The organism is Flavobacterium cerinum, assembly GCF_024496085.1.
GTDB lineage: Bacteria > Bacteroidota > Bacteroidia > Flavobacteriales > Flavobacteriaceae > Flavobacterium > Flavobacterium cerinum_A.
Genome location: NZ_CP101751.1, coordinates 2,270,481 through 2,292,533 on the forward strand (window position 1 = coordinate 2,270,481; position 22,053 = coordinate 2,292,533).

A 22,053-nucleotide genomic window follows, 5' to 3' on the forward strand; every position below is an offset into this window, starting at 1 on the left:
TTTACAACAACTCATATATCCCGGCAGCACCTTGTCCGGTACCGACACACATTGTGACCATTCCGTATTTATTACCGCGGCGTTTCATTTCGTCAAAAAGCTGAACGGATAATTTAGCTCCGGTACAACCCAGCGGGTGACCTAAAGCGATGGCTCCTCCGTTTACGTTGATAATGTCCGGATTCAGATCCAACTCGCGAATTACAGCTAAACTCTGTGCTGCGAATGCTTCGTTTAACTCGATTAATTCAATATCCGATTGTTTTAATCCGGCTTGTTTTAATGCTTTTGGAATCGCTTTTACCGGTCCGATTCCCATAATTCTAGGTTCTACACCGGCAGCTGCATAATTAACCAGTCGGGCAATTGGCTCCAGATTAAGCTCTTTTACCATTTCTTCCGACATCACCAATACAAAAGCAGCTCCGTCACTCATTTGTGATGAATTACCGGCTGTAACACTTCCATCGGCAGCAAAAACCGGTTTTAATTTCGCTAAAGCTTCTTTAGACGTATCGGCTCTAGGTCCTTCATCTTTATTTACGATATACGATTTATTGGCTTTTTTCCCTTTTTCATCGATATAAACCTGCTCTACGGTAATCGGGACAATCTGTTTGTCAAATTTCCCTTCTGCCTGCGCTTTTAACGCTTTTTGATGAGATTGATAAGAGAATTCATCCTGATCTTCACGGGAAACGTTGAATTGTTTAGCAACAGCTTCAGCAGTTAATCCCATTCCCCAGTAATAATCTTCGTGTCCGGCTGCTGCCGCTTTATAATCCGGAGTTGGTTTATAACCTCCCATTGGAATATAACTCATACTTTCAGCACCACCGGCAATAATACAGTCGGCCATACCGGCTTGTATTTTAGCGGTTGCCATTCCTATTGTTTCGATACCCGAAGCACAGTAACGGTTTACAGTTACACCGGGAACATCTTCAATTTTTAATCCCATTAATGAGATTAGTCGCCCGACATTCAATCCCTGTTCGGCTTCCGGCATGGCATTACCTACCATCACGTCGTCGATACGGGTTTTGTCGAAGTTGGGTAGCTCATTCATCATATATTCGATGGTTTCGGCGGCCAGTTCATCGGGTCTTTTAAAACGGAACACTCCTTTTGGTGCTTTACCAACGGCTGTTCGGTATGCTTTTACTATATAGGCTGTTTTCATAAATTTACTTTGAATGATGAATTATTAAATACGGATTTATAATTCATATTGATACCTTAAATTAATTACGAAGCGGTTTTCCTTTGGTTAACATAAACTGGATTCTTTCCAATGTTTTTCGTTCTGTACAAAGGGAAAGGAAAGCTTCTCGTTCTAAATCCAGTAAATACTGTTCGTTTACCAATGTTGGTTCAGACAGATCACCACCGGCCATAACATAAGCCAGTTTGTTGGCAATTTTACGATCGTGTTCGGAGATGTATTTTCCGGCTTCCATACTGTCGGTTCCGACTAAGAACATACCCAATGCCTGTTTTCCTAACACTTTAATGTCTTTGCGTTTTACAGGTTGTGTGTATCCCGCTTCGGCCATTAATAAGGCGTGTTTTTTAGCCTCGGCAATCTGACGGTCTTTGTTTACAACAACAACGTCTTTCCCTTTTTGCAGAATGCCTAAGTCATACGCTTCATAAGCTGAGGTCGCCACTTTAGCCATACCGATTGTAAGGAAATATTCCTGTAGTACGTTTAATTCTACATCATTTTTATGGAAAGTATCAGCAGCACGTAATGCCATTTCTTTGGATCCGCCGCCACCCGGAATTACACCGACACCAAATTCAACCAAACCGATATACGTTTCGGCAGCTGCAACCACTTTATCGGCATGCATACTCATTTCACATCCGCCACCTAATGTCATACCGTGTGGGGCTGCAATTACCGGAATACCGGAATATCGTACACGCATCATGGTATCCTGAAAGGCTTTAATTGCCATATTTAATTCGTCGTATTCCTGTTCTACAGCCATCATAAAGATCATGGCTAAATTGGCACCGACAGAAAAATTAGCGGCCTGATTTCCAATTACAAGTCCGGAATATTCTTTTTCCGCAAGGTCAATGGCTTTGTTGATTCCCTGAATAACACCACCACCAATAGAGTTCATTTTGGATTGGAATTCAATATTGATGATACCATCACCCAAATCCTGGATTACAGATTCGCTGTTACTCCATATTTTTTTGCTTTCGCGGATGTTGTTCAGAATGATAAATGCATCTTGTCCCGGAACTTTAACCTGTGATTTGGATGCAATATTGTAGTAGTGCGTGATTCCTTCTTTAACTGTATAAAAGCTGTTGTTTCCGGATGCCAGCATATCGGTAACCCATGAAGCAGGAGCAAGTCCTTCTGCTTTCATTAATTCGATACCTTTTTCAACACCAATGGCATCCCAGATTTCAAACGGACCGTTTTCCCATCCGAAGCCGGCTTTCATCGCATCATCAATTTTATAAAGGTCATCTGAAATTTCAGGGATTCTGTTTGCTACATAAGCAAACATGGCCGAGAAATTTTTTCTGTAGAATTCACCGGCTTTATCAGTTCCTTTTACCAGAACTTTAAAACGGTCAACAGGTTTGTCTATAGTTTTGGTCAGTTCCAATGTAGCAAAAGATGCTTTTTTAGCGGAACGGTATTCCAATGTATCTAAATCTAATGATAAAATGTCTTTATCGACTTTTTTATAAAAACCTTGTCCGGTTTTGCTTCCCAACCAATTGTTGGTCATCATGGTATTGATGAAATCCGGTAATTTGAACAATTCGTGCGCTTCGTCCTGCGGACAATTTTCATATAAACCGTTGGCTACGTGAACCAAAGTGTCCAATCCTACCACATCTACGGTACGGAATGTTGCCGATTTCGGACGTCCGATAACCGGTCCGGTTAATTTATCCACTTCTTCAATGGTTAATCCCATATCTTTTACAAGGTGGAAGAGACTCATGATTCCGAAAATACCGATTCGGTTACCGATAAATGCAGGTGTGTCTTTAGCGACTACTGAAGTTTTTCCAAGGAATTTTTCACCGTAATTGTTTAAGAAATCCAGCACTTCCGGAGCTGTTTTCGGTCCCGGAATGATTTCGAATAATTTTAAGTAACGGGCTGGATTAAAGAAGTGCGTTCCGCAGAAGTGTTTTTGAAAGTCTTCACTGCGACCTTCGCTCATAAACTTAATCGGAATACCGGAAGTATTAGAAGTTATAAGGGTTCCCGGTTTACGGAATTGTTCGATTTGTTCAAACACTTTTTGTTTGATATCCAAACGTTCTACCACTACTTCAATGATCCAGTCGACATCTTTAATCTTGGCTAAATCGTCTTCCGTATTACCGGTTGTAATCCGGCCGGCAAACTTTTGGTCGTAAATAGGAGAGGGCTTCGATTTTAAAGCATTTGTAAAATGTTCATTTACGATTCTGTTACGAACAATTTTGCTTTCTAAAGTCAATCCTTTCTTTTGTTCAGCATCGGTTAATTCTCTCGGAACAATATCCAGAAGCAATACTTCCACACCGATATTGGCAAAATGGCAGGCAATACCCGAACCCATAATTCCCGAACCAATAACCGCAACTTTTTTGATTAGTCGTTTCATTTGTAATTACTGTTTTCTTTGTTTGTTGATTTTCAATACTTAAATCGTATTGGAAAATTAATTACTATAATATGATTATTTAGCGTCCTCTTCCGGATTGAATATGTTTTTGTCTAAGATCAGTTCGTTTATGATCTCAGCAACTTCCATAAAGTGGTTTAGCTTTTCGTCACTTACATATTGTTTTACAGTCTCATTAAACTTTAAAACGGTAGCTTTGGAAAGTTCCCGTTTTTCTTTTCCGAGTTTTGTAAGATGTATCAGAACGCCACGACCGTCAACCGGATTTTTCTTTCTAATGATCAATCCTTTTTCTTCCATTGATTTTAAGGTTCGTGTCAGACTGGTCGCTTCCATACCCATTTTCGGACCTAATGCTGTAGATGGCGTACCATTATCTCTGTCGATGCTCAATAATGCAAATCCTGTGGCCATAGTAGCTCCGTATTTGGTCGCTTCCTCGTTATACATTCTTGCAACGGCTTGCCAGGTTGCCCGTAAAACATAATCAATTGTTTTATCTTTCATTTTTTCTTCAATGATTTCAAATATACAAAAAAAATACTATGCATGCATAATATTGTCAAATTAATTTTAAGTTAAATAAAAAAAAACTCCTCGGCTATGAGGAGTATCTTTATTTTTTTAAGAGTTCTGATAAATTTTATCGTATAGATTCTGGTATTTCTCTTTGATAATCTTCCGCTTAAGTTTTAGTGTCGGCGTTAATTCACCACCGTCGATAGACCATACATTGGCAGTAAGTTCAAATTTTTTGATTTGTTCCCAATGTCCGAACTTTTTGTTGATATGATCCACTTCTTCTTTGATACGGTCGATAACCTGTTGGTTGGCTACAATTTCTTCGTTGGTTGTACCGATAGCGAGGTGTTTTCTTTCGGCCCAGTCTTTCAGGAATTCAAAGCTGGGTTGTATAAACGCAGCCGGCATTTTTTCGCCATCTCCGATTACCATGATCTGTTCGATAAAACGGGATTGTTTCATCGTATTTTCGATAATCTGAGGAGCGATGTATTTTCCGCCGGATGTTTTGAACATCTCTTTTTTCCGGTCGGTTATTTTAAGGAAACCTTCACTGTCAATTTCTCCGATATCACCGGTATGGAAATAACCATCTTGTAAAGCCTCAGCTGTTTTTTCGTCATCTTTATAATAGCCCATCATAATGCTAGGTCCTTTACAAAGAATTTCACCGTCTTCAGCGATCTTTACTTCCAGGTTGTCTAATACTTTTCCGACGGTACCGATTTTAAAGCCCCGGTTGCGTTGGTCATTTACGGCAATTACCGGCGATGTTTCCGTCAGACCGTATCCTTCCATGATTGGAATTCCGGCTGCGGCAAACACGCGTGTTAATCGAGGTTGCAGAGCAGCACTACCGGAAACCATCAGTTCCAGCTGACCGCCTAATCCTTCCTGCCATTTGCTGAAAATCAGTTTACGGGCGATGGATAGTTTTTTCTCATACCACCATCCGTTTTCGCCATAAGGTTTGTAATGTAGTCCCAAATCGATAGCCCAGAAAAACAACTTTTTCTTGATTCCGCTCAGGTCAGCACCTTTGGCATAAATCTTATCGTATACTTTTTCCAATAAACGCGGAACAGCTGTCATAACATGTGGTTTAACCTCTTTCAGGTTGTCACTCATTTTGTCGATGCTTTCAGCGAAATAAATAGAGATCCCGTAATATTGGTATAGATAAAGGATCATTCGTTCAAAAATATGGCAAACCGGAAGGAAGCTTAATCCGCGTGTGCTTCCGGCTCTTAACGGTACTCTTACGGAACTGGCCAGTACATTGGAAACAATGTTTTCGTGACTTAGCATAACGCCTTTTGGTCGTCCGGTTGTTCCTGATGTATATATTAAGGTAGCTAAATCAGTTGTTACGATACTGTTTTTAATATTCTCGACGTCCTGTTGATTGCTTTCATCTTTTCCTAATTCCAAAACTTCCGTCCAGTTTTTACAACCTTCAATGGTATTATAGGAGTAGATTTCTTTTAAAGAAGGTATGTTATTGCGAACGGCATTGATTTTATTGAATACTTCAATGTCGGAAATAAAACAATATTTGGCTTCCGAATGATTTAAGATATATTGGTAATCTTCTTCTGAAATGGTAGGATATACCGGAACGGTTTGGGCACCGGTTTGTAAAACCCCGATATCGGTAATATTCCACTCGGTTCTGTTATTGGACGATATGATAGCAATTTTATCGTTTTTCTGAATTCCCATCCGCAAAAGTGCTCTGGAAAGTGTATTGGCTTTGTCAAGATATTCTTTGGTAGAAGTTTTAATCCATTCTCCATGATATTTTGTTACCAATGCATCGGGTAGGTTGTATTTTTCCAGCTGATAGTAGGGAAAATCGAATAAACGTGTAACGTCGGTCATGTTTTGCTCATTTAGTTACTGCAAATTATAAAAAAAACTGAAATCAAAAAATTTAAAATTCATAATTTATGGAAGCGGTATCGGTAATTTTGTAATTTTGATTCCTTTATAATTTTGATTTTGTAAATTTTATATGAACTCCAATTATCGTATTCAGGAATATAAGGCCTTATTCTATCGGTTATTTTTAGCGTATTTATTTTATTTTGTAGCTCGTTTATTGTTCTTTACTTATAATTATAAGATACTTAAAGTAGATTCGGTTACCGATTTCCTGGCTTTGGCTTATCACGGAATGGTTTTCGATACGGCTGCTATATTGTATCTGAATGCCTTGTTTATTGTATTCTCGATCCTGCCTTTATGGATTACAACTAAAAAGGGATATCAGACATTTTTGTTTTATCTCTATTTTGTTTTTAATCTTATCGGATATGCGACGAATTTTATAGACTTTATCTACTATCGTTTTACTTATGCCCGGACTACGATTGCTTTTATGGATATCATAAAAAACGAATCGAATAAAGGGAATATGTTTTCGCGTTTTATTGTGAGCTACTGGCATGTTTATCTGTTGTTCTTTTTATGTGCTTTCCTTTGGATTTATTTGTATAAAAAAGTGAAGATAAAAGAGGTGGTGGCCGACAATAAAATGAAATATTTCCTGTCTTCTGTTTTAGGACTTGTTGTAATTGCGGTTATGGCTGTAGGCGGAATTAGAGGCGACTTCAAAAAGAGTACACGTCCTATTAATATTGTTGATGCGAACCGTTATGTAACAAAACCGGAACATGCGGATATTGTTTTGAATACTCCTTTTGCCATCATACGAACAATGCGAACCACTAGCTTTAAAAAGGTGAATTTTGTGACGCCGGAAGTAGTGAATCGCGAACTGGAACCGATTAAGTTGTATAAAAACAATCCTAAGACGAAACCGAATATTGTGATCTTTATTACGGAAAGTTACGGACGGGAATATATCGGTGCGTTTAATAAGGATTCTAAAATACCGGAATTTGTAAGTTATACACCGTTTATCGATTCGTTGGCGCAACACAGTCTTATTTTTACGAATGCGTTTGCAAACGGAAGTAAGTCAATTCACGGAATGTCTTCCGTTTTAGCGGGTATTCCATCTTTTCAGGATGCGTTTACCTCGTCACCTTATCCGAAACAAAAAATCCAGTCGTTGGTGTCTACTTTAAAAGAGGAGGGTTATGATACTTCTTTCTTCCACGGTGCGCCAAACGGATCAATGGGCTTCCTGGGATTTGGAAACATACTTGGTTTTGATCACTATTATGGTAAAACGGAATACAATAATGATGCGGATTTTGACGGTTCCTGGGGAATTTGGGATGAGCCGTTCTTTCAATATATGAAGCAAACGTTCGATAAGAAAAAACAACCTTTTATGGGGACTATCTTTACGGTATCGTCTCATGAACCGTTCGTGATTCCTGAAAAATACAAAGGAAAATTCCCGATGGGGACCATACCGATGCATCAGGTAGTGGGTTATACGGATTATGCGTTTAAAAAATTCTTTGAAGCGGCTCGTAAAGAACCGTGGTTTCAAAATACGATTTTTGTGATTACGGCCGACCATTGTAATCAGGTGGCGTATGGCGAATATGAGAAAGTGATAAATCGTTCGGCGGTGCCTATTCTAATCTATAAACCGGACGGAAGTCTGAAAGGTGAAAATAAAGAACTGGCACAGCAAATAGATATTTATCCAACTTTATTGGATATGATCGGTTATGATAAACCATTTAGAAGCTGGGGAAGAAGCTTAGTGGGTGAAAAATCGATAAAACCTTTTGTGATTAATTATAACGGTACGCAATACCAGTTCCAAAGAGGAAATTATATCTGTTTATTTGACGGTAAAAAAGCAACCGGTTTCTACGCCATTAGCGATAAGGGACTGGAAAAAAATCTGATTGCCAATCGAAACAAGGAAATGGATGATTTAGAGATTGCCTGTAAAGCCTTTTTACAGGATTACTATGAGCGAATCATTGATAAAAAAATGTACGCGAAATAAAGCTTAAATTACAATTTAGACTACAATGAACTCCGGTAAAAGCCGGAGTTTTTCTTTTAAAATAGGGCAGATACAAAATAGAATTTCGAATGGTTTTAAAAGGGTTATCTATGCTATCTTATTAATTAACAGAAGGTAAAATAGGTTTTTTTAAATAAAAAGATGGTTCAATTGTTTTTTTTTGTAATTTAGTTTTGGTACAATTTGTACCATAAAACATTTTATATGTAGTTATTTTTGTGTAAAAAATGTCAAATCAGGGGTTTGTACTCATGGTTAAATCAACGATACTATTTAATTTTATTCGATCAATTTAATTTGGTTTTAATTTAGGATGAACGAATAGAATTGGTGTTGTTTACTTACTGCTTTTTTAATATGTTAATTAGATTTTAAATGTTAAAAGTTGCCATAATAGATGATCATAAGCTGATACGAGACAGCCTGAAGCTGATGATAAGCTCTTTCTCTAATATGGAAGTGGTTTTTGAATCGGTAAATGATCCCTTTTTATTGCAAAAAATAAATGACAAAAAGGTTGATATAATATTGTTACATATACAAGTGCCTCATGTGCAGAGTTATGAAGCTTGTATCCGACTTCATGAGCTTTATCCGAATTCCAAAATATTGATTCTCTCTCAGTATGACGATAAATACAGCATTCGTAAAATTGTAGAATGCGGTGCGCATGGCTATCTTTCTAAAAATTCGGACCCGGAGCAATTTCAAAAAGCTATAGTGAGTATTCATAAAAAAGGATTCTATTTTGATGCTGATATTGCCGAAGTGCTACATGATATTCTGTTAATCGGTAAGAATTCCAATAAGTTATCGGATCCTTTGGGGAAACTTTCGGAACGGGAAATGGAAGTTATTAAGCTGGCGGCTAAAGGGCACCCGAATACTTTAATTGCTGATAAAATGTTTATCAATGTGCGAACGGTTGAAGCACATAGAAAACGGATAATGGAAAAAGCAGGTGCTAAAAACTTCACTAATGTAATCCTAAAGGCATTAAAGCATCACTACCTGACGATACGGGATTTGTAACTCACCTGTATTGCCTCTTTTTTCTGTTTGGTAAAAAAATGATTATAACTATAGTCTTTTTACCTATCAAAATGTAGTATTTATACGATACCTACTTTTTTTAAAATACTGTAATTTAGTGAAATAGTTTTTTATACTAATATTATAATTATGTCATATTGGTAATTTGATATATATGATATTAAAAACTATAATCAGATTGATGTGATCATTGTTGGATGTGTAAACATGATCGCGCTGTCTTTTTGTTGTTCTGAATTCAATCAATTCTAACCTAATAAATTAACATTTATGAAAAACATCGGAAACAATTCGAGAGATCTGAAGCTAACAGGCTCTAAAATCTTTATGGAGTCTAAAAGTCTGGGAAACCAAAGGTTTCTATTTCAGCAAAATTTTATGATGTCATCTGAGCAAATGATTGCTCCGGGAGGAACTACAACATGTATGGGCTGTACTTGTACTTCATGTTGCTGCTAATATCTTTAAGTTATAACCAAATCGTACAAATTAAAAATTTAAGAAAAAATGGGAAATAATAGTGAATTTAAGATCACAGGGGTGATGGATAAACCGCTGGCAAAACTAATAATGGTTAATATTCCTGCGCCTAACGTGGGAGAAGGACGTGATTTTTACAATGCTCTTTTCGGAACTCCTTTTGCACGTTCGTTACATGAAGAGGAAAGTTACCATGCTCCGGTTTCTGCCGGTGTAAAAGTGGATATTTCAAGACCACATGTGGATGGTCAACCGATAGCGGCAACACTAGCCGTACAAAATTTAGAAGATTCGCTTAAAAGTATTAGTAAGCACGGAGGAAGAGTCCTTGAGCGTGACTTGTCTTTGGATATACAGGAACATTTCAGAACGGCCTTGACACAAAACTGGAAAGCAATTTATAATGCCGCACCGGGAAAATCAATGGGGAAATCGGCTTGTATTATGGATCCCTTCGGTAATATTTTATATCTGGTGGAATTAGAGGACTGGGCCGAAAAAGCTTTTCAAGACGGACACCTGAATTTAATTGTACAAGGGCTTATACATGGTAATGCAATGCGATTAAGTAACGCCTTATTTTAGACTTAAGACTTTTGAACAGTATGAACAATGAAGAAGAGCTACTAGAAGAAAAAGAATTACTGGAAGAACAAGCGGGATTTGAAATGCTTGGGCAGGCGATCGAGATGAATTCGACCCGAACAATGAGCCTGAGCTTTACGTCTACTGGTCTTAGAACAAGTGAATTAAAATACCGATGTATCAATGCTGATGATCGACTGGCTGAAACTTTTTTAGTCAATTCAAGATTATTGAGAAACGAGCTGGAATCGACAGCTTCAATGTTACATTATTTTGAGGAACCGGTTACTAAGATGCTTTCATTGCCGAGAGGTAATGCACAGACTTCTCAGAAAAAAATATTTTTACCCAAACGGTTGGATCTGAATGTTTTTTTGGGAGATGCCATAGTAAACAGAAAATCGGTACGACAATATACCGGTGACGATATCCCGCTTGACTTTTTAGCTACAATTCTATTTGCTGCCGGAGGTGTTACGCACAAAGCAACAACAACTCTGGCTACCGGGGAAGAAGTGGAGTTAAAGTTCAGATCACCTCCCAGCGGTGGCGGACTCTATCCGATTGACCTGGCCGTAATGGTTAACAATGTACGCGGCCTTGCTAAAGGAATTTACAAATACGATGGTGATCAGCATATACTGGCACCGTGGTTAGGCGCCGATGATGCCGATGCGGTACTCAGAACAATGGCCTTCCCGGAAGAAGTGATTTCAGCGCAGCGATCGTCTGCTATAATTCTTTTAATTGCCCGTCCCTGGAGAAGCATGCGTAAGTATGGAACAAGGGGAATGCGGCTTGTATTTATGGAATCAGGCTATATTTCTCAGAATATACACCTTTCGACTCAAGCTTTAGGGTTTGGTAGTGTGGATTGTTCGGGAATGTATGATGATGAATTAAACAAAGCAATCAAGCTGGATGGTGTGTTTTCAACGGTAGTACATTCTATCCTGATTGGCTGTCCGGAATAATTTTACTCTAATAAATTTTAATCACTTATGGGAAACCTCGCAATAAAAAGATTTTTCACCTTAATTATGCATAGCCCTGATGAGGTCGAAATTAGAAATGGCGTCTGGAATACAACGTCATTTTCATTAAAAGACGACCATCAAAAAGGAATTTTGGCTGAAATTGTCAGATCATTGGACGGCAATTTTTCAGCATTGGAAATCGCGAAGAATCTCAACTGTAAACGTAAAGAAGTTGAAGATGTAATCGATTATCTGGATCAGCTCGGTATACTGGAAGATGGTCCGGGTTCTGCTCTCGATTATTATCTGGATACTATTGTACCTACCTTGATGGGAAGTGAAACACAATCGGAAAAGAAAGTAATTTTACTCGGATCAAGTGTATTAACGCAGGAATTACGTAAACTTTTGGAATCAAGCGAGAGTAATATCAAGATTTCTGAGATAACCGAACTTCCGGCTCAGGTATACGAAAATGGAGGAGAATGGCGATTTGACGGCTTAAAAAATACGTTAATGCTGGAACAATTCAAGTCCTTTTCCGATTCATTTCTAATCGGTGCGTTTTCATCTATCGATACACTGGCTTTCGAAGCGGTTAACCGGGCTTCAATTGAATATGGATTTCCGTGGCTTCATTTGGCAGTTGACGGACCAATGATCATTGTAGGACCGTTATTTACGCCGTCTAAAGGACCTTGCTATGAATGTTTTGAAAAACGGGTATCGTTAAACTTACGAAATCACGCTTCTTATGTCGACTATAAAAATGCCCTGACAGAAAAAAGGATTAAAAACGGAGTGGTGCCTATCGATGGAATTCTCGCGAATCTTGCGGCATCCCATGCTGCTCTTGAAGCATTAAACTTTTTGAATACAGGACAGTCTTTTACTTTTGGTAAAGCACTTTGCATTTATATTCCGACGATGGAGTTCTCGTATAATGAAGTTTTACGTTTACCGGGATGTCATGCCTGCGGATCGCTAACCGAGCTGGAGGATACGGAATTGTATTTTGATGTCAGAAACATATTTAATGAAAGCTGATATGAATATCTCATCTACTATAAAATTTCAGAATGATCATTTTTCAGCTGTTACCCATAAGCTACAGCAAAAAATGGTGAGCCCTTTATGCGGATTGGTACAACGTGTCAGTTATATGAATCGCAGTACTAATGATGCAACGTTTATGACGGCCGGAGGAGAGTTAACAGGTGTACATATCCTGCGTAATCAGAAAAATCCCGGTCCTAATGCTTATCATATCGGCGGCGGTGGTTTTTTACAGGATGAACCGTTAATCCGGGTGTTGGCTGAATCGGCCGAGCGTTATGCGCAACTTACCTCGGCACTTTATATGCAATCTAAAATTAAGTTTCACTCTTTTCAGGAAGGTGCTGCTATGGGATTAAAGCAGATTTCAAAAAGTGCTTTTACTTTATTCGGAGCTGATCAATATGAAGAAGAAGGATTTCCGTTTACGAAATTTTCTGAAGAGGTTCCGATGGGGTGGATAAAAATGCAATCGCTTACTCATGAGGATTTCAGCTATGTTCCGGCACAATTTTCCCTTGTTGGCTATGTACCGAGGATATCGAAAGGGGAACAATGGCTTTTTTCGGCTGTTTCGACCGGTTCGGCTGCTCATGTATCGCATACCCGTGCATTGCGTTCCGGAATTCTGGAATTGATACAGATTGATGCGGCTATGGGACATTGGTATTCCGATGGCCTGGCTCCGAGAATAATTTTCGATAATCGAACGAAAGGAATCGAAAAGATTATAAAAAAGCAGTTTAATACGACAAGCCTGATACCGACATTCTATTATTTAAAGTCAGCTGATTTACCCGGTATTTCGGTGGCTTGTATTGTAAGAGATGATCAAAATCTCCCGGCAGCAAGTGTTGGTCTGGGTTGTGATATGACGCTTGAATCGGCGATGTATAAAGCTTTGTTGGAAGCTGTTGCTGTCGTGCAATTGGTAAAACTGAATTTATTGTATTTGCCGAAAGAACAAAAAAGTATTCTGACGCACGGCGGGGAAATTGAATATCTGAATTTTGATTCAAATGTTGCGCGCTACGCCTTTCCGGTACATGCTAAAACATTAGACGATAAATTTATTTCAAAAGGTATTCCGGCGCAAGATTTACCGGCTGATTCGACGATGTCTTATGAAGAAGAGCTGCAACATTTAATTGATGCATTTAAACGTAACAATTTTGATTTGTTCGGCATTGATATGACAACTCCGGAAATTGATGAGCTTGGAATCAAGACGGTCAGAGCCTGGTCGCCGAATACGCTGGCGCTTTGTTTGCCAACCCGTCCGCAGGGACATCATATACGATTTGCGAAATACGGAGGTTGTACTCATTTTAATCCACATCCTTATGCTTAATATCGATCCGGCCAGTTATTATATATTAGAAATGGTTGTAGTTGTGGCCGGTCTGGGTGTGTTTGGTATTGCAACGCACTTACAAAGAGGGTATTTTCGTTTTGTACCGTATATATACATGCAGTTGCTAACGATGATCATTATAATTCTAACCGGATTGTTAACGATAGGGTTATCCCGATTCAATTCCGGTAATGGAATAAGAATAATGTTGGCGGTTATTACGGCCATTCCGCTTGCCTATGTTTCTTTTTATTTGAATAACCGTATAGTAGGTAAATATTTGAATAAAAAGAGAGATCAGGGACGAAAGAATCGGGTAGGACTTCAGCAGATAATGATCAGTAATGCCAACCGAAAAAAGGAAAATACGATAGGGAATGCAGTTACAAAACCTAAAAATGAAGAATGGATATTATTGTTTACACTGGTAGCTACCGCTGTTTTGGAAGAGATTATTTTTCGGGGTATATTAATTAGCTATGCTTTTAGTCAGACGTATTATTTATTATTTGTGATTGTAATACTAAGTCTGGTTTCATTTTGTAGTGCCCATATCTTTTTCGGAAGTATTCATATTCTGGCTAAGTTGCCTTTAGCGCTATGTTGTTTAGTAAGTCTTATCGTTTTTGAAAACCTGGTAGGTGCGATATTGATTCATGTTATTTTTAACTGGAGAATATGGTTGAAATCGGAACCGGGAACCTTAAGTTATTATTTTACCGTCTACAAAAAATAAGTCAAGATGAATCATCCGCAAGATTGGTATAAAACAAAAGAGCAGGCTGAAGGATACCAGGAGTTTCAAAAGAGCTATATGGGACCGAGCCGATTCCTTTGTTTGCAATTGGCCGGTCGGAAAATAGGAACTTCACCGTTACGGATTTTGGATCTCGGATGTGGTACCGGTGCCGCTGTTCCGATGCTACGGGAATTATTTCCGGAAGCAAAGATTACAGGAGTCGATATTGAGCCGGAGATGCTGGATGTGGCTAAAAGGTTATATGAAGATTCTAATATTGAATTTTTAGAAGGCAGTAGCCAAAAATTTCCTTACGAAATAGGGGAATTTGATTTTATATTCAGTTTTTCATCTTTTCGTTTATGGGATAATCCGGTTTTGTGTTTAAAAGAAATACAAAAACATTTAAGCGCTAACGGATTGGCTTATATAGCCGATTTAAGAAAAGATATTTCTTCTCAGATACAATCGGAAGCCTTAAAAAAGACCAGTGATTTTAAAAGTCTTGTTGAAGAGCAAATAGAATCGGCATATACAATTGATGAAGTAGAAAATCTTTTGGATAAAGCAGACATAAGCGATTATTTAATTTATGATCAACCATTCAGTGTGCTGTTTCAAAACAGGGCACAACAAAAAAGAATAACCGAAAAGCTGGCAGAATTTACAATAGATTCTGATGCGCTTAACGCCAAACAAAACCTTCATTCGATGCTGTATCATTTATTTATCTATCCTGAAAATCATGAGTAATTTTTTTGCGACTGAAGGAGAACGCTTAATCCGGTTATTAATCAGTATTATAATACTGGTTACTTATTATTATAAATTCTTGAATTGGGTTCGGGATTTTTGGGTGGCCCGGATCGCTAAAAAAGTAGGGGACTTTTATAAGGGGAAAACAAACTGGAAACTTTTTGATGTTGAAAATGTAGTAACACTGATGGTAAGTATATTGCTTCAGTTTGGATTATTTATTATTCTTGGGATAGTACTCGATTTTGATTTTCATTCTCTTTTTCCGGATACGTTTCTTCTTTTGCCTTTGTTTTTAGGTATTTTGCTCGGGTTTTCAGAAATGGCATTAGCAAGCGGATTTGTTTTGGTTGTAATGCGACTTATGATTCTTTTAAAACCATCGGCACCCACAAGTAATCATTATTGGTTTATCTTATTAAATTCGGGATGGATGCGCCTGTTTTCAAGAGCTGAAGCGCTTCTTCCGAAATGGCAGGCCAGAATATTAGTGGCGGGTTATGTCGGAGTGGAAGAAATTATCTACAGACCGGTTTATATTTCGGCTTTGTTGCCTTTTGGAAAGGTGATCGCTTTGTTGGTATCAACGGTTATTTTTGCCGGATATCAGATATTTAATGTACCTAATGCTAGAGCGGCTATTTATCCGATGATCGGAGCTTTGGTGTTAGGATTGGTCAACGGATCGATTTTTATCCATACCGGATTGATATGGCCTTTGGTGGTCGCGCATATTGTCTTTTTTATAAGTGTCAGCAATTCTGTAGACCGATCTTAAACGATCATATTACGATTACTGAATAAGTAGCTGAATAGGAACTAAGGACTCTGGTAAAAGCCGGAGTTTTTTTATGTGCCGAATTAAATAAAAAGGAGTTAAAATAAAAAAACCTGAACGTTGGTTCAGGTTTTGTGGGGAGAGCAGGATTCGAACCTGCGAAGACTTAGTCAGCAGATTTACAGTCTGCCCTCGTTGGCCGCTTGAGTATCTCCCCATTGGCTAATCAAGTGTTTTCCTTGATTATTTCGAGTGCAAATATAGGACTGTTTTCCGAGTATGCAAACTTATTTTAAATATAATTTCTGACTTTTTTTTAAGGTGTTGCTGTTGAGGTAAATAAAAAAATCTCCGTTAGGAGATTTTTTTATTTAAGTCTTATTTTGCGGCTAAAAGCTCTAAAACTTTCGTTTTTAATTCAGCACCTTTAAGGTCTTTTGCTACAATTTTTCCTGAAGCATCTAAAAGAAATGTCTGCGGAATCGATTTTACATTATATTGTGCAGCAATCGGATCCTGCCATGATTTTAAATTGGAGATTTGTGTCCATGTTAGTTGATCTTTTGTAATGGCTTCTTTCCATTTAGCAGCATCCTGATCTAAAGAAACACCAATAATGTTTAAACCTTTTGAATGTAATTCATTGTATAAGGCTACTACATTAGGATTTTCAGCACGACAAGGACCACACCAGGAAGCCCAGAAATCGATGATTGTTGCTTTTCCTAACGATTCTTTTAATGATACTGTTTTTCCTTCCGGATTCGGAGCAGAGAAATCAGGAGCCGGTTTACCTACTTGTACAGCAGTTTGTTTCGCTAAAAACTCTTTAATAGCGTTTCCGTGCTTGTTTTCTTTGGCTGCCGGTGTCAATTTTTTGTAGTAGCTTTCGATTTTATCAGCAGGCATTGTCTGATATAACATAAAGTTCTCTAATAACATCACAGATAAGAAAGAATCCGGGTGATTTTGGATAAAATCTTCTGATTTTTTATTCAGCTGATTCTGGAATTCCATATTTTGTTTGATCAGACTGTTTACAGTAGCGGTATCTTTTGCTTGTTGTGCTGCTGCTAACTTACTGTTGTTTGCTATTTGGAAAGCCTGCATTTTAGCATAAATCGGTTTCGATTCATCGTTGAATTTCTGGAACTGATCGTTAGTCACACTTCCGGTAACTTTTGAGTTACGGATAGAATCTTTTACAAATTCTACTTTAATATCTCCGTTTTCAAGGATAAAAGGTACTACATCACCTACATCCTGGATTCTGATAAAACAAAATTCAGGTGTTTCAGCTTTACCTTTAAATACGAATTTCCCGTCTTTGATTTTTACAGTGTCCTTAGAAATAGGGCCTAAATCGCTTTGCATGGCAATAATTACCATTTTGTCGTTGTCGATTCCTTTTGCTTCACCGGTAATTGTATAACCGTCGTCTTTTTTACAAGAAGCAAAAACTGCAGCAATTGACAGTACTAAAAAAAGTTTCTTCATTGTTATTTTTAATTTGTTATGTTACAAATGTATTTAAAAACTGATTAAAAGCAGTATCTAAATAGATTATTTTTAACAGTCTTATAGTAGAAGCCCCAAAATCGTATTACTCAGATTTTGGGGCTTTTGTTGTTAGTTTTGAGTGGACGGACAAACGAAATTTGTCAGTACGGTATTGGTATTCCGAATCCCGGACATACCTTTCTCTACATTTATAATGTTGTGATACCCTCTGGCTTTTAAAATGGAAGCCATAATTACAGAACGATAACCACCGGCACAATGAAGGTAGAAATCGTTTTCTGTAGGAACTTCAGCTAATTGACTGTTGACAAAATCCAACGGAATATTGATGGCGCCATCTACATGTTCAGCACTGAATTCTCCGGGTTTACGGGCATCTACTATCGTTAATCTGGTCTGATCTTTTTCGGCTGCAAATTGCTCCGCCGTTATTGAAACTACAGAATCAGTTTCAAAACCGGCTGCTTTCCAGGAGGTAAGTCCGCCTTCAAGATAACCAAGACAATTGTCAAATCCGACTCTCGATAATCGGGTGATGGTTTCTTTTTCTTTTCCTTCCGGAGCGATCAGTAATATCGGTTGTTGTACATCCATAATTAAAGCACCGACCCACGGAGCAAAGTTTCCCTGTAATCCGATAAAAATGGATCCCGGGATATGCTCTTTTACAAACTCACTTTCATGACGTACATCCAATAGTAAAGCTTCGGATTGATTAGCCAGTGTTTTGAATTCATCCGGTGACAAAGGAGAATTAGCTTTGGCCATTACGGTATCCAGACTGTCATATCCCTGAATGTTCATCAGTACATTCTGCGGAAAGTATGCCGGAGGCGCTCCTAATCCGTCCAATAGCTCGGTAATAAATTCTTCTTTAGTCATATCAGCACGCAATGCATAGTTCACTTTCTTCTGATTACCTAAAGTATCGGTGGTTTCTTTACTCATGTTTTTACCGCAAGCACTTCCGGCACCGTGATTCGGATATACGATTAAATCATCCGGTAAAGGCATGATTTTATTTCGAAGTGAATCATATAACATAGAAGCCAGTTTTTCCTGCGTTAAATCGGATACTAATTTTTGAGCCAGATCCGGACGTCCCACATCTCCTATAAATAACGTGTCTCCCGTAATAATGCCATGCATGTTCTCATTTTCATCCAATAGTAAATAACAAGTACTTTCTAATGTATGTCCCGGAGTATGAATGGCTCTGACGGTATAATTTCCGATTTTAAATTCCTGTCCGTCTGTAGCGATTATCGCATCAAAATTGGGTTGAGCTGTCGGACCGTATACGATTTGCGCACCGGTTTTTTTAGCAAGATCCAAATGACCGGAAACAAAATCAGCGTGAAAATGCGTTTCAAAAATATATTTGATCGTAGCATTATCTTTCGTTGCTTTATCGATATAGGGCTGTACTTCGCGTAGCGGGTCAAAAATTGCCGCTTCACCATTGTTTTCCAAATAGTAGGCAGCATGAGCAATACATCCGGTATAAATCTGTTCTATTTTCATAATTGCATTTTTTATTTTTTGTAAAGATAATGGGTTGTGTTTTTTCGAAAAGTGACTTTTGTCACAATCGGAAACTTTCTTTAAGCAGAATATAGATTGCCATTAATAAGACAAACCAACCAAAACCTTTTTTTAATTGTGTTTCGTTGATAAATTTATTCAGATAGATTCCTGCAAAGATACCAAAAACGGATACTAAAGAAAAAGTTAAAAGAAAAGTCCAGTCGGCATCCAGATTTTTTAAATCGCCGGTAAAACCTATTAAAGAGTTGATGGCAATGATCAATAACGATGTGCCGACCGCTTTTTTCATCGGTAGTTTAGCAAAGAAGACTAACGAAGGAATAATCAGAAAACCACCGCCGGCACCAACCATTCCGATTACCATTCCGATCAGGAAAACCTGAGGAATCAGAATCAAGAAGTTGTTTTTTCCGGGTTCTGATACAGTTACGTCACAATCTACTTTTTTTCGGAGCATGGCCAAAGCCGCCAAAAACATAATAACGGCAAAAAAGCCCATTAAGAATGTGTCTTTTGATACTGTCAGAAATGAGGTTTTAATAATAGTGTCCGGAATGGCCGGAACAATAAAACGACGGGTCAGAAATACAGCTATAAAAGAAGGTATGGCAAATAAAAAGGCCGTTTTTACAACAACAAGTCCTTTAAAGTAATTTCGAATGGCGCCAAATCCGGATGTTGTGCCAACAATAAAAAGCGAATAAGCTGTAGCGGTAACCGGAGGGATTCCTAATAAATAGACTAACACAGGAACGGTAAGGATAGAGCCGCCGCCGCCGGTAAGCCCTAATATAAGTCCGATGCAAAGAGCACCGATATAACCAAAAAATGATTCCATTTTAAAAAACAAGAATTTCGATCTTATTGCGATGTAGTTTGATCTTTTGTTCGTCCTGAAGGTGTTTTAGCAGGCGGGAAATAACAACGCGGGAGGTATTCATTTCGGAAGCAATTTCCTGATGGGTTGTTGTGATTTCGGTTGTGCCTAAAACTTTGGCTTTATCAGTGATGAATTTATAAAGACGTTCATCAAGGTTCATAAAAGCGAGTGTATCGATGGCTTCCAGCATTTCCATTAATCGGACATTATAGCTTTCGAATACAAAATTGCGCCAGGTCGGATATTTGACAACCCATTCTTCCATTTTGGCAATCGGGATTAAAACCATTTCACCGTCTGTTTCGGCTATGGCACGAATCTTACTTTTGTTTTTACCCATACAGCAACTTAGTGTCATGGCACAGGTATCGCCGCGTTCCAGAAAATAAAGGAGAAGCTCGTCGCCGTTCGGATCTTCCCTCATAATTTTGATGGCGCCTTGTAACAGGAGCGGCATCCATTCAATGTTTTCTCCTATTTCAATAAGGTAGTCATCGGCTTTAAATTTCTTATAACTGGAAACAGCATTAATTTCTTCCAGCAGTGCTTCTTCAAAGATGAAGTCATATGATTCGAATAAGAGTGATTTCATATAGTATTTTTTGTAAAGGTATCTTTTTGAAACGAAACTTGATGTAACATTTGTTTCAAAAGAAAGGGGATGGTGACGGACTGGATATAACAAGCAGAATGCCATTTTAAAACCGAATTGCAAAAGTCGTTGTCAGAACGGCAATAATGTGCGCTACAGAGCCGTTTAAATTATGTTAATTTATTATATAATTCGTTTTTGCTTCAATTTTAAAACTATATATTTGTATGCTTTTTTATAGAGCAATCTAACAAACAAACAAAAGTAAGTTGTAAATTATTAAATAGTATGGCAACAGCACAAAAGCCGAAGGCTAGCATGTATGAAAATGTTAAGAATCAGTTTGAAAAAGCTGCTTCTGTGATGGGACTGGATGAGACTGTTAAAAAAATCCTTTCTGTTACAAATAACGAAATTGTTGTTCATTTCCCTGTGAAAATGGATAACGGAACAGTTGAAATGTTCACCGGTTACAGAGTACAACACAATAATGTTTTAGGGCCTTACAAAGGAGGTTTGCGTTACCACGCAACTGTAGATATTGATGCTGCAAGAGCATTGGCTACCTGGATGACATGGAAAACATCTTTAGCAGGACTTCCTTACGGAGGTGGTAAAGGTGGTATCCAGTTGGATCCTAAAAAATATTCTCAAAGTGAATTAGAGCGTATCACGCGTCGTTTTGCCTATGCTTTAGGTGATAATATCGGACCGGAACACGATATCCCGGCTCCGGATGTGAATACTAACGCACAAATGATGGCTTGGATTGCCGATACTTATATGTCGACAAAAGCGCCGGCTGAGCGTTCTAAAAACCAACACGTTGTTACTGGAAAACCGGTAGGATCAGGAGGTTTAGAAGGTAGAGACCGTGCAACAGGATTTGGTGTAGTAGTAACATTGGAATCTTGGGCTAAACTAAGAGGAACTTCTTTAGAAGGTAAAAAATATATCGTTCAAGGTTTCGGTAACGTAGGATACTGGGCTGCACATTTTATGAACAAAAACGGGGCTATCCTTGTTGGAGTTCAGGATGCAACCGGAACAATCTACAATCCGGAAGGAATTGATCCGGAAGCTTTATTGCGTTTCCAGGCGGATAACAATACGATTTCAGGTTATAAAGGAACACAGGATTATAAAGCAGATGAATTCTTCGGAATTGACTGTGATATCGTAATCCCGGCTGCTTTAGGTAACCAGATCACTGCTGAAAATGCAAATTCTATCAAAGCTCAGGTTATCGCTGAAGGTGCTAACGGACCGATTGATACTGACGGTGAAGATATCTTATTAGCTAAAGGTATTGAAATCATTCCGGATATCTTATGTAACTCAGGTGGTGTAATCGGAAGTTATTTCGAATGGTTACAAAACCGTAACGGAGAAATCTGGACTATGGATGACGTAATCATCAAGTTAAGAAAAAAACTGGAAGATGCATTCAGTAAAGTAGTTTTAACCGGAAGTCAATATAAAACAGACTGGAGAACAGCTGCTTATATTCAGGCATTAGCCCGTATTGAAATGGCTTACAAACAAAGAGGTATTTTCCCTTAATCGGGTAGACTATAAAAAGGAGAAGGGACTATATA

Annotated in this window: 19 protein-coding genes and 1 tRNA gene; 11 read left to right on the forward strand and 9 right to left on the reverse strand. The window is 38.2% G+C overall.

Translation table 11 applies throughout. The features are described from left to right. Position 1: 1 nt before the first annotated feature. From NOX80_RS10210 to NOX80_RS10225, 4 genes are all read right to left on the reverse strand, one after another. Complete coding sequence (locus tag NOX80_RS10210) at positions 2-1,183, reverse strand: acetyl-CoA C-acyltransferase (RefSeq protein WP_256549673.1); 1,182 nt, start codon at positions 1,181-1,183, stop codon at positions 2-4. Between the two features lie 61 nt (positions 1,184-1,244). Then, positions 1,245-3,635 carry a 3-hydroxyacyl-CoA dehydrogenase/enoyl-CoA hydratase family protein gene (locus NOX80_RS10215; protein WP_256549674.1) on the reverse strand — a complete coding sequence of 797 codons (2,391 nt, stop codon included), beginning with the start codon at positions 3,633-3,635 and terminating at the stop codon, positions 1,245-1,247. Between the two features lie 75 nt (positions 3,636-3,710). Then, complete coding sequence (locus NOX80_RS10220; protein ID WP_256549675.1) at positions 3,711-4,163, reverse strand: MarR family winged helix-turn-helix transcriptional regulator; 453 nt, start codon at positions 4,161-4,163, stop codon at positions 3,711-3,713. A gap of 117 nt (positions 4,164-4,280) precedes the next feature. Then, positions 4,281-6,059 carry an AMP-dependent synthetase/ligase gene (locus tag NOX80_RS10225; RefSeq protein WP_256549676.1) on the reverse strand — a complete coding sequence of 593 codons (1,779 nt, stop codon included), beginning with the start codon at positions 6,057-6,059 and terminating at the stop codon, positions 4,281-4,283. Positions 6,060-6,192: 133 nt separating this feature from the next. Here NOX80_RS10225 and NOX80_RS10230 point away from each other — a divergent pair, with 133 nt between their 5' ends. From NOX80_RS10230 to NOX80_RS10275, 10 genes are all read left to right on the forward strand, one after another. Next, on the forward strand, positions 6,193-8,115 hold the full coding sequence (locus NOX80_RS10230; RefSeq protein ID WP_256549677.1) for an LTA synthase family protein: 1,923 nt from the start codon (positions 6,193-6,195) through the stop codon (positions 8,113-8,115). Positions 8,116-8,511: 396 nt separating this feature from the next. Next, positions 8,512-9,168, forward strand: coding sequence for a response regulator transcription factor (locus NOX80_RS10235; RefSeq protein WP_256549678.1), 657 nt, complete (start codon positions 8,512-8,514; stop codon positions 9,166-9,168). A 291-nt stretch (positions 9,169-9,459) separates the two neighbouring features. Further along, positions 9,460-9,648 carry a hypothetical protein gene (locus NOX80_RS10240; RefSeq protein WP_256549679.1) on the forward strand — a complete coding sequence of 63 codons (189 nt, stop codon included), beginning with the start codon at positions 9,460-9,462 and terminating at the stop codon, positions 9,646-9,648. Between the two features lie 48 nt (positions 9,649-9,696). Beyond that, positions 9,697-10,254, forward strand: coding sequence for a VOC family protein (locus NOX80_RS10245; protein ID WP_256549680.1), 558 nt, complete (start codon positions 9,697-9,699; stop codon positions 10,252-10,254). Positions 10,255-10,274: 20 nt separating this feature from the next. Next, entirely contained in the window at positions 10,275-11,228 is a 954-nt protein-coding gene (locus tag NOX80_RS10250; protein WP_256549681.1) for a SagB/ThcOx family dehydrogenase, read from the forward strand. Between the two features lie 27 nt (positions 11,229-11,255). Next, positions 11,256-12,278: a TOMM precursor leader peptide-binding protein gene (locus NOX80_RS10255; protein WP_256549682.1), complete on the forward strand. Its 1,023-nt coding sequence runs from the start codon at positions 11,256-11,258 to the stop codon at positions 12,276-12,278. Continuing rightward, positions 12,250-13,638 carry a YcaO-like family protein gene (locus NOX80_RS10260; RefSeq protein ID WP_256549684.1) on the forward strand — a complete coding sequence of 463 codons (1,389 nt, stop codon included), beginning with the start codon at positions 12,250-12,252 and terminating at the stop codon, positions 13,636-13,638. The genes NOX80_RS10255 and NOX80_RS10260 overlap by 29 nt, the downstream gene beginning before the upstream one ends. After that, a complete protein-coding gene (locus tag NOX80_RS10265) occupies positions 13,631-14,377 on the forward strand; it encodes a CPBP family intramembrane glutamic endopeptidase (RefSeq protein WP_256549685.1) in 747 nt (248 codons plus the stop codon). Before NOX80_RS10260 ends, NOX80_RS10265 begins: the two co-directional genes overlap by 8 nt. Before the next feature lie 6 nt (positions 14,378-14,383). Beyond that, the gene (locus tag NOX80_RS10270) at positions 14,384-15,133 is read left to right on the forward strand and encodes a methyltransferase domain-containing protein (RefSeq protein ID WP_256549686.1); all 750 of its coding nucleotides are present in this window, start codon (positions 14,384-14,386) and stop codon (positions 15,131-15,133) included. Further along, a complete protein-coding gene (locus NOX80_RS10275; RefSeq protein ID WP_256549687.1) occupies positions 15,126-15,914 on the forward strand; it encodes a CPBP family intramembrane glutamic endopeptidase in 789 nt (262 codons plus the stop codon). The genes NOX80_RS10270 and NOX80_RS10275 overlap by 8 nt, the downstream gene beginning before the upstream one ends. Before the next feature lie 135 nt (positions 15,915-16,049). Here the strand turns inward: NOX80_RS10275 and NOX80_RS10280 are convergent. The 5 genes from NOX80_RS10280 to NOX80_RS10300 all read right to left on the reverse strand — a co-directional run bounded on the left by NOX80_RS10280 (position 16,050) and on the right by NOX80_RS10300 (position 20,455). Then, positions 16,050-16,131, reverse strand: a tRNA-Tyr gene (locus NOX80_RS10280). 161 nt (positions 16,132-16,292) lie between these two features. Beyond that, positions 16,293-17,411 carry a TlpA disulfide reductase family protein gene (locus NOX80_RS10285; RefSeq protein ID WP_256549688.1) on the reverse strand — a complete coding sequence of 373 codons (1,119 nt, stop codon included), beginning with the start codon at positions 17,409-17,411 and terminating at the stop codon, positions 16,293-16,295. A 132-nt stretch (positions 17,412-17,543) separates the two neighbouring features. Continuing rightward, a complete protein-coding gene (locus NOX80_RS10290) occupies positions 17,544-18,959 on the reverse strand; it encodes an MBL fold metallo-hydrolase (RefSeq protein WP_256549689.1) in 1,416 nt (471 codons plus the stop codon). A 61-nt stretch (positions 18,960-19,020) separates the two neighbouring features. Next, on the reverse strand, positions 19,021-19,821 hold the full coding sequence (locus NOX80_RS10295) for a sulfite exporter TauE/SafE family protein (protein ID WP_256549690.1): 801 nt from the start codon (positions 19,819-19,821) through the stop codon (positions 19,021-19,023). 1 nt (position 19,822) lies between these two features. Beyond that, positions 19,823-20,455, reverse strand: a complete 633-nt coding sequence (locus NOX80_RS10300) for a Crp/Fnr family transcriptional regulator (protein ID WP_256549691.1) — start codon at positions 20,453-20,455, stop codon at positions 19,823-19,825. A 288-nt stretch (positions 20,456-20,743) separates the two neighbouring features. Here NOX80_RS10300 and NOX80_RS10305 point away from each other — a divergent pair, with 288 nt between their 5' ends. Next, positions 20,744-22,018, forward strand: coding sequence for a Glu/Leu/Phe/Val family dehydrogenase (locus NOX80_RS10305; protein ID WP_256549692.1), 1,275 nt, complete (start codon positions 20,744-20,746; stop codon positions 22,016-22,018). Positions 22,019-22,053: the final 35 nt, after the last annotated feature.

Bases quoted from the DNA above. Each gene is read 5' to 3' on its own strand.
- NOX80_RS10255 (WP_256549682.1), top strand. From the start codon at position 11,256: ATGGGAAACCTCGCAATAAAAAGATTTTTCACCTTAATTATGCATAGC.
- NOX80_RS10250 (WP_256549681.1), top strand. From the start codon at position 10,275: ATGAACAATGAAGAAGAGCTACTAGAAGAAAAAGAATTACTGGAAGAA.
- NOX80_RS10290 (WP_256549689.1), bottom strand. From the start codon at position 18,959: ATGAAAATAGAACAGATTTATACCGGATGTATTGCTCATGCTGCCTAC.
- NOX80_RS10275 (WP_256549687.1), top strand. From the start codon at position 15,126: ATGAGTAATTTTTTTGCGACTGAAGGAGAACGCTTAATCCGGTTATTA.
- NOX80_RS10265 (WP_256549685.1), top strand. From the start codon at position 13,631: ATGCTTAATATCGATCCGGCCAGTTATTATATATTAGAAATGGTTGTA.
- NOX80_RS10240 (WP_256549679.1), top strand. From the start codon at position 9,460: ATGAAAAACATCGGAAACAATTCGAGAGATCTGAAGCTAACAGGCTCT.
- NOX80_RS10225 (WP_256549676.1), bottom strand. From the start codon at position 6,059: ATGACCGACGTTACACGTTTATTCGATTTTCCCTACTATCAGCTGGAA.
- NOX80_RS10220 (WP_256549675.1), bottom strand. From the start codon at position 4,163: ATGAAAGATAAAACAATTGATTATGTTTTACGGGCAACCTGGCAAGCC.
- NOX80_RS10305 (WP_256549692.1), top strand. From the start codon at position 20,744: ATGGCAACAGCACAAAAGCCGAAGGCTAGCATGTATGAAAATGTTAAG.
- NOX80_RS10230 (WP_256549677.1), top strand. From the start codon at position 6,193: ATGAACTCCAATTATCGTATTCAGGAATATAAGGCCTTATTCTATCGG.
- NOX80_RS10215 (WP_256549674.1), bottom strand. From the start codon at position 3,635: ATGAAACGACTAATCAAAAAAGTTGCGGTTATTGGTTCGGGAATTATG.
- NOX80_RS10300 (WP_256549691.1), bottom strand. From the start codon at position 20,455: ATGAAATCACTCTTATTCGAATCATATGACTTCATCTTTGAAGAAGCA.
- NOX80_RS10270 (WP_256549686.1), top strand. From the start codon at position 14,384: ATGAATCATCCGCAAGATTGGTATAAAACAAAAGAGCAGGCTGAAGGA.
- NOX80_RS10210 (WP_256549673.1), bottom strand. From the start codon at position 1,183: ATGAAAACAGCCTATATAGTAAAAGCATACCGAACAGCCGTTGGTAAA.
- NOX80_RS10235 (WP_256549678.1), top strand. From the start codon at position 8,512: ATGTTAAAAGTTGCCATAATAGATGATCATAAGCTGATACGAGACAGC.
- NOX80_RS10295 (WP_256549690.1), bottom strand. From the start codon at position 19,821: ATGGAATCATTTTTTGGTTATATCGGTGCTCTTTGCATCGGACTTATA.
- NOX80_RS10245 (WP_256549680.1), top strand. From the start codon at position 9,697: ATGGGAAATAATAGTGAATTTAAGATCACAGGGGTGATGGATAAACCG.
- NOX80_RS10285 (WP_256549688.1), bottom strand. From the start codon at position 17,411: ATGAAGAAACTTTTTTTAGTACTGTCAATTGCTGCAGTTTTTGCTTCT.
- NOX80_RS10260 (WP_256549684.1), top strand. From the start codon at position 12,250: ATGTCAGAAACATATTTAATGAAAGCTGATATGAATATCTCATCTACT.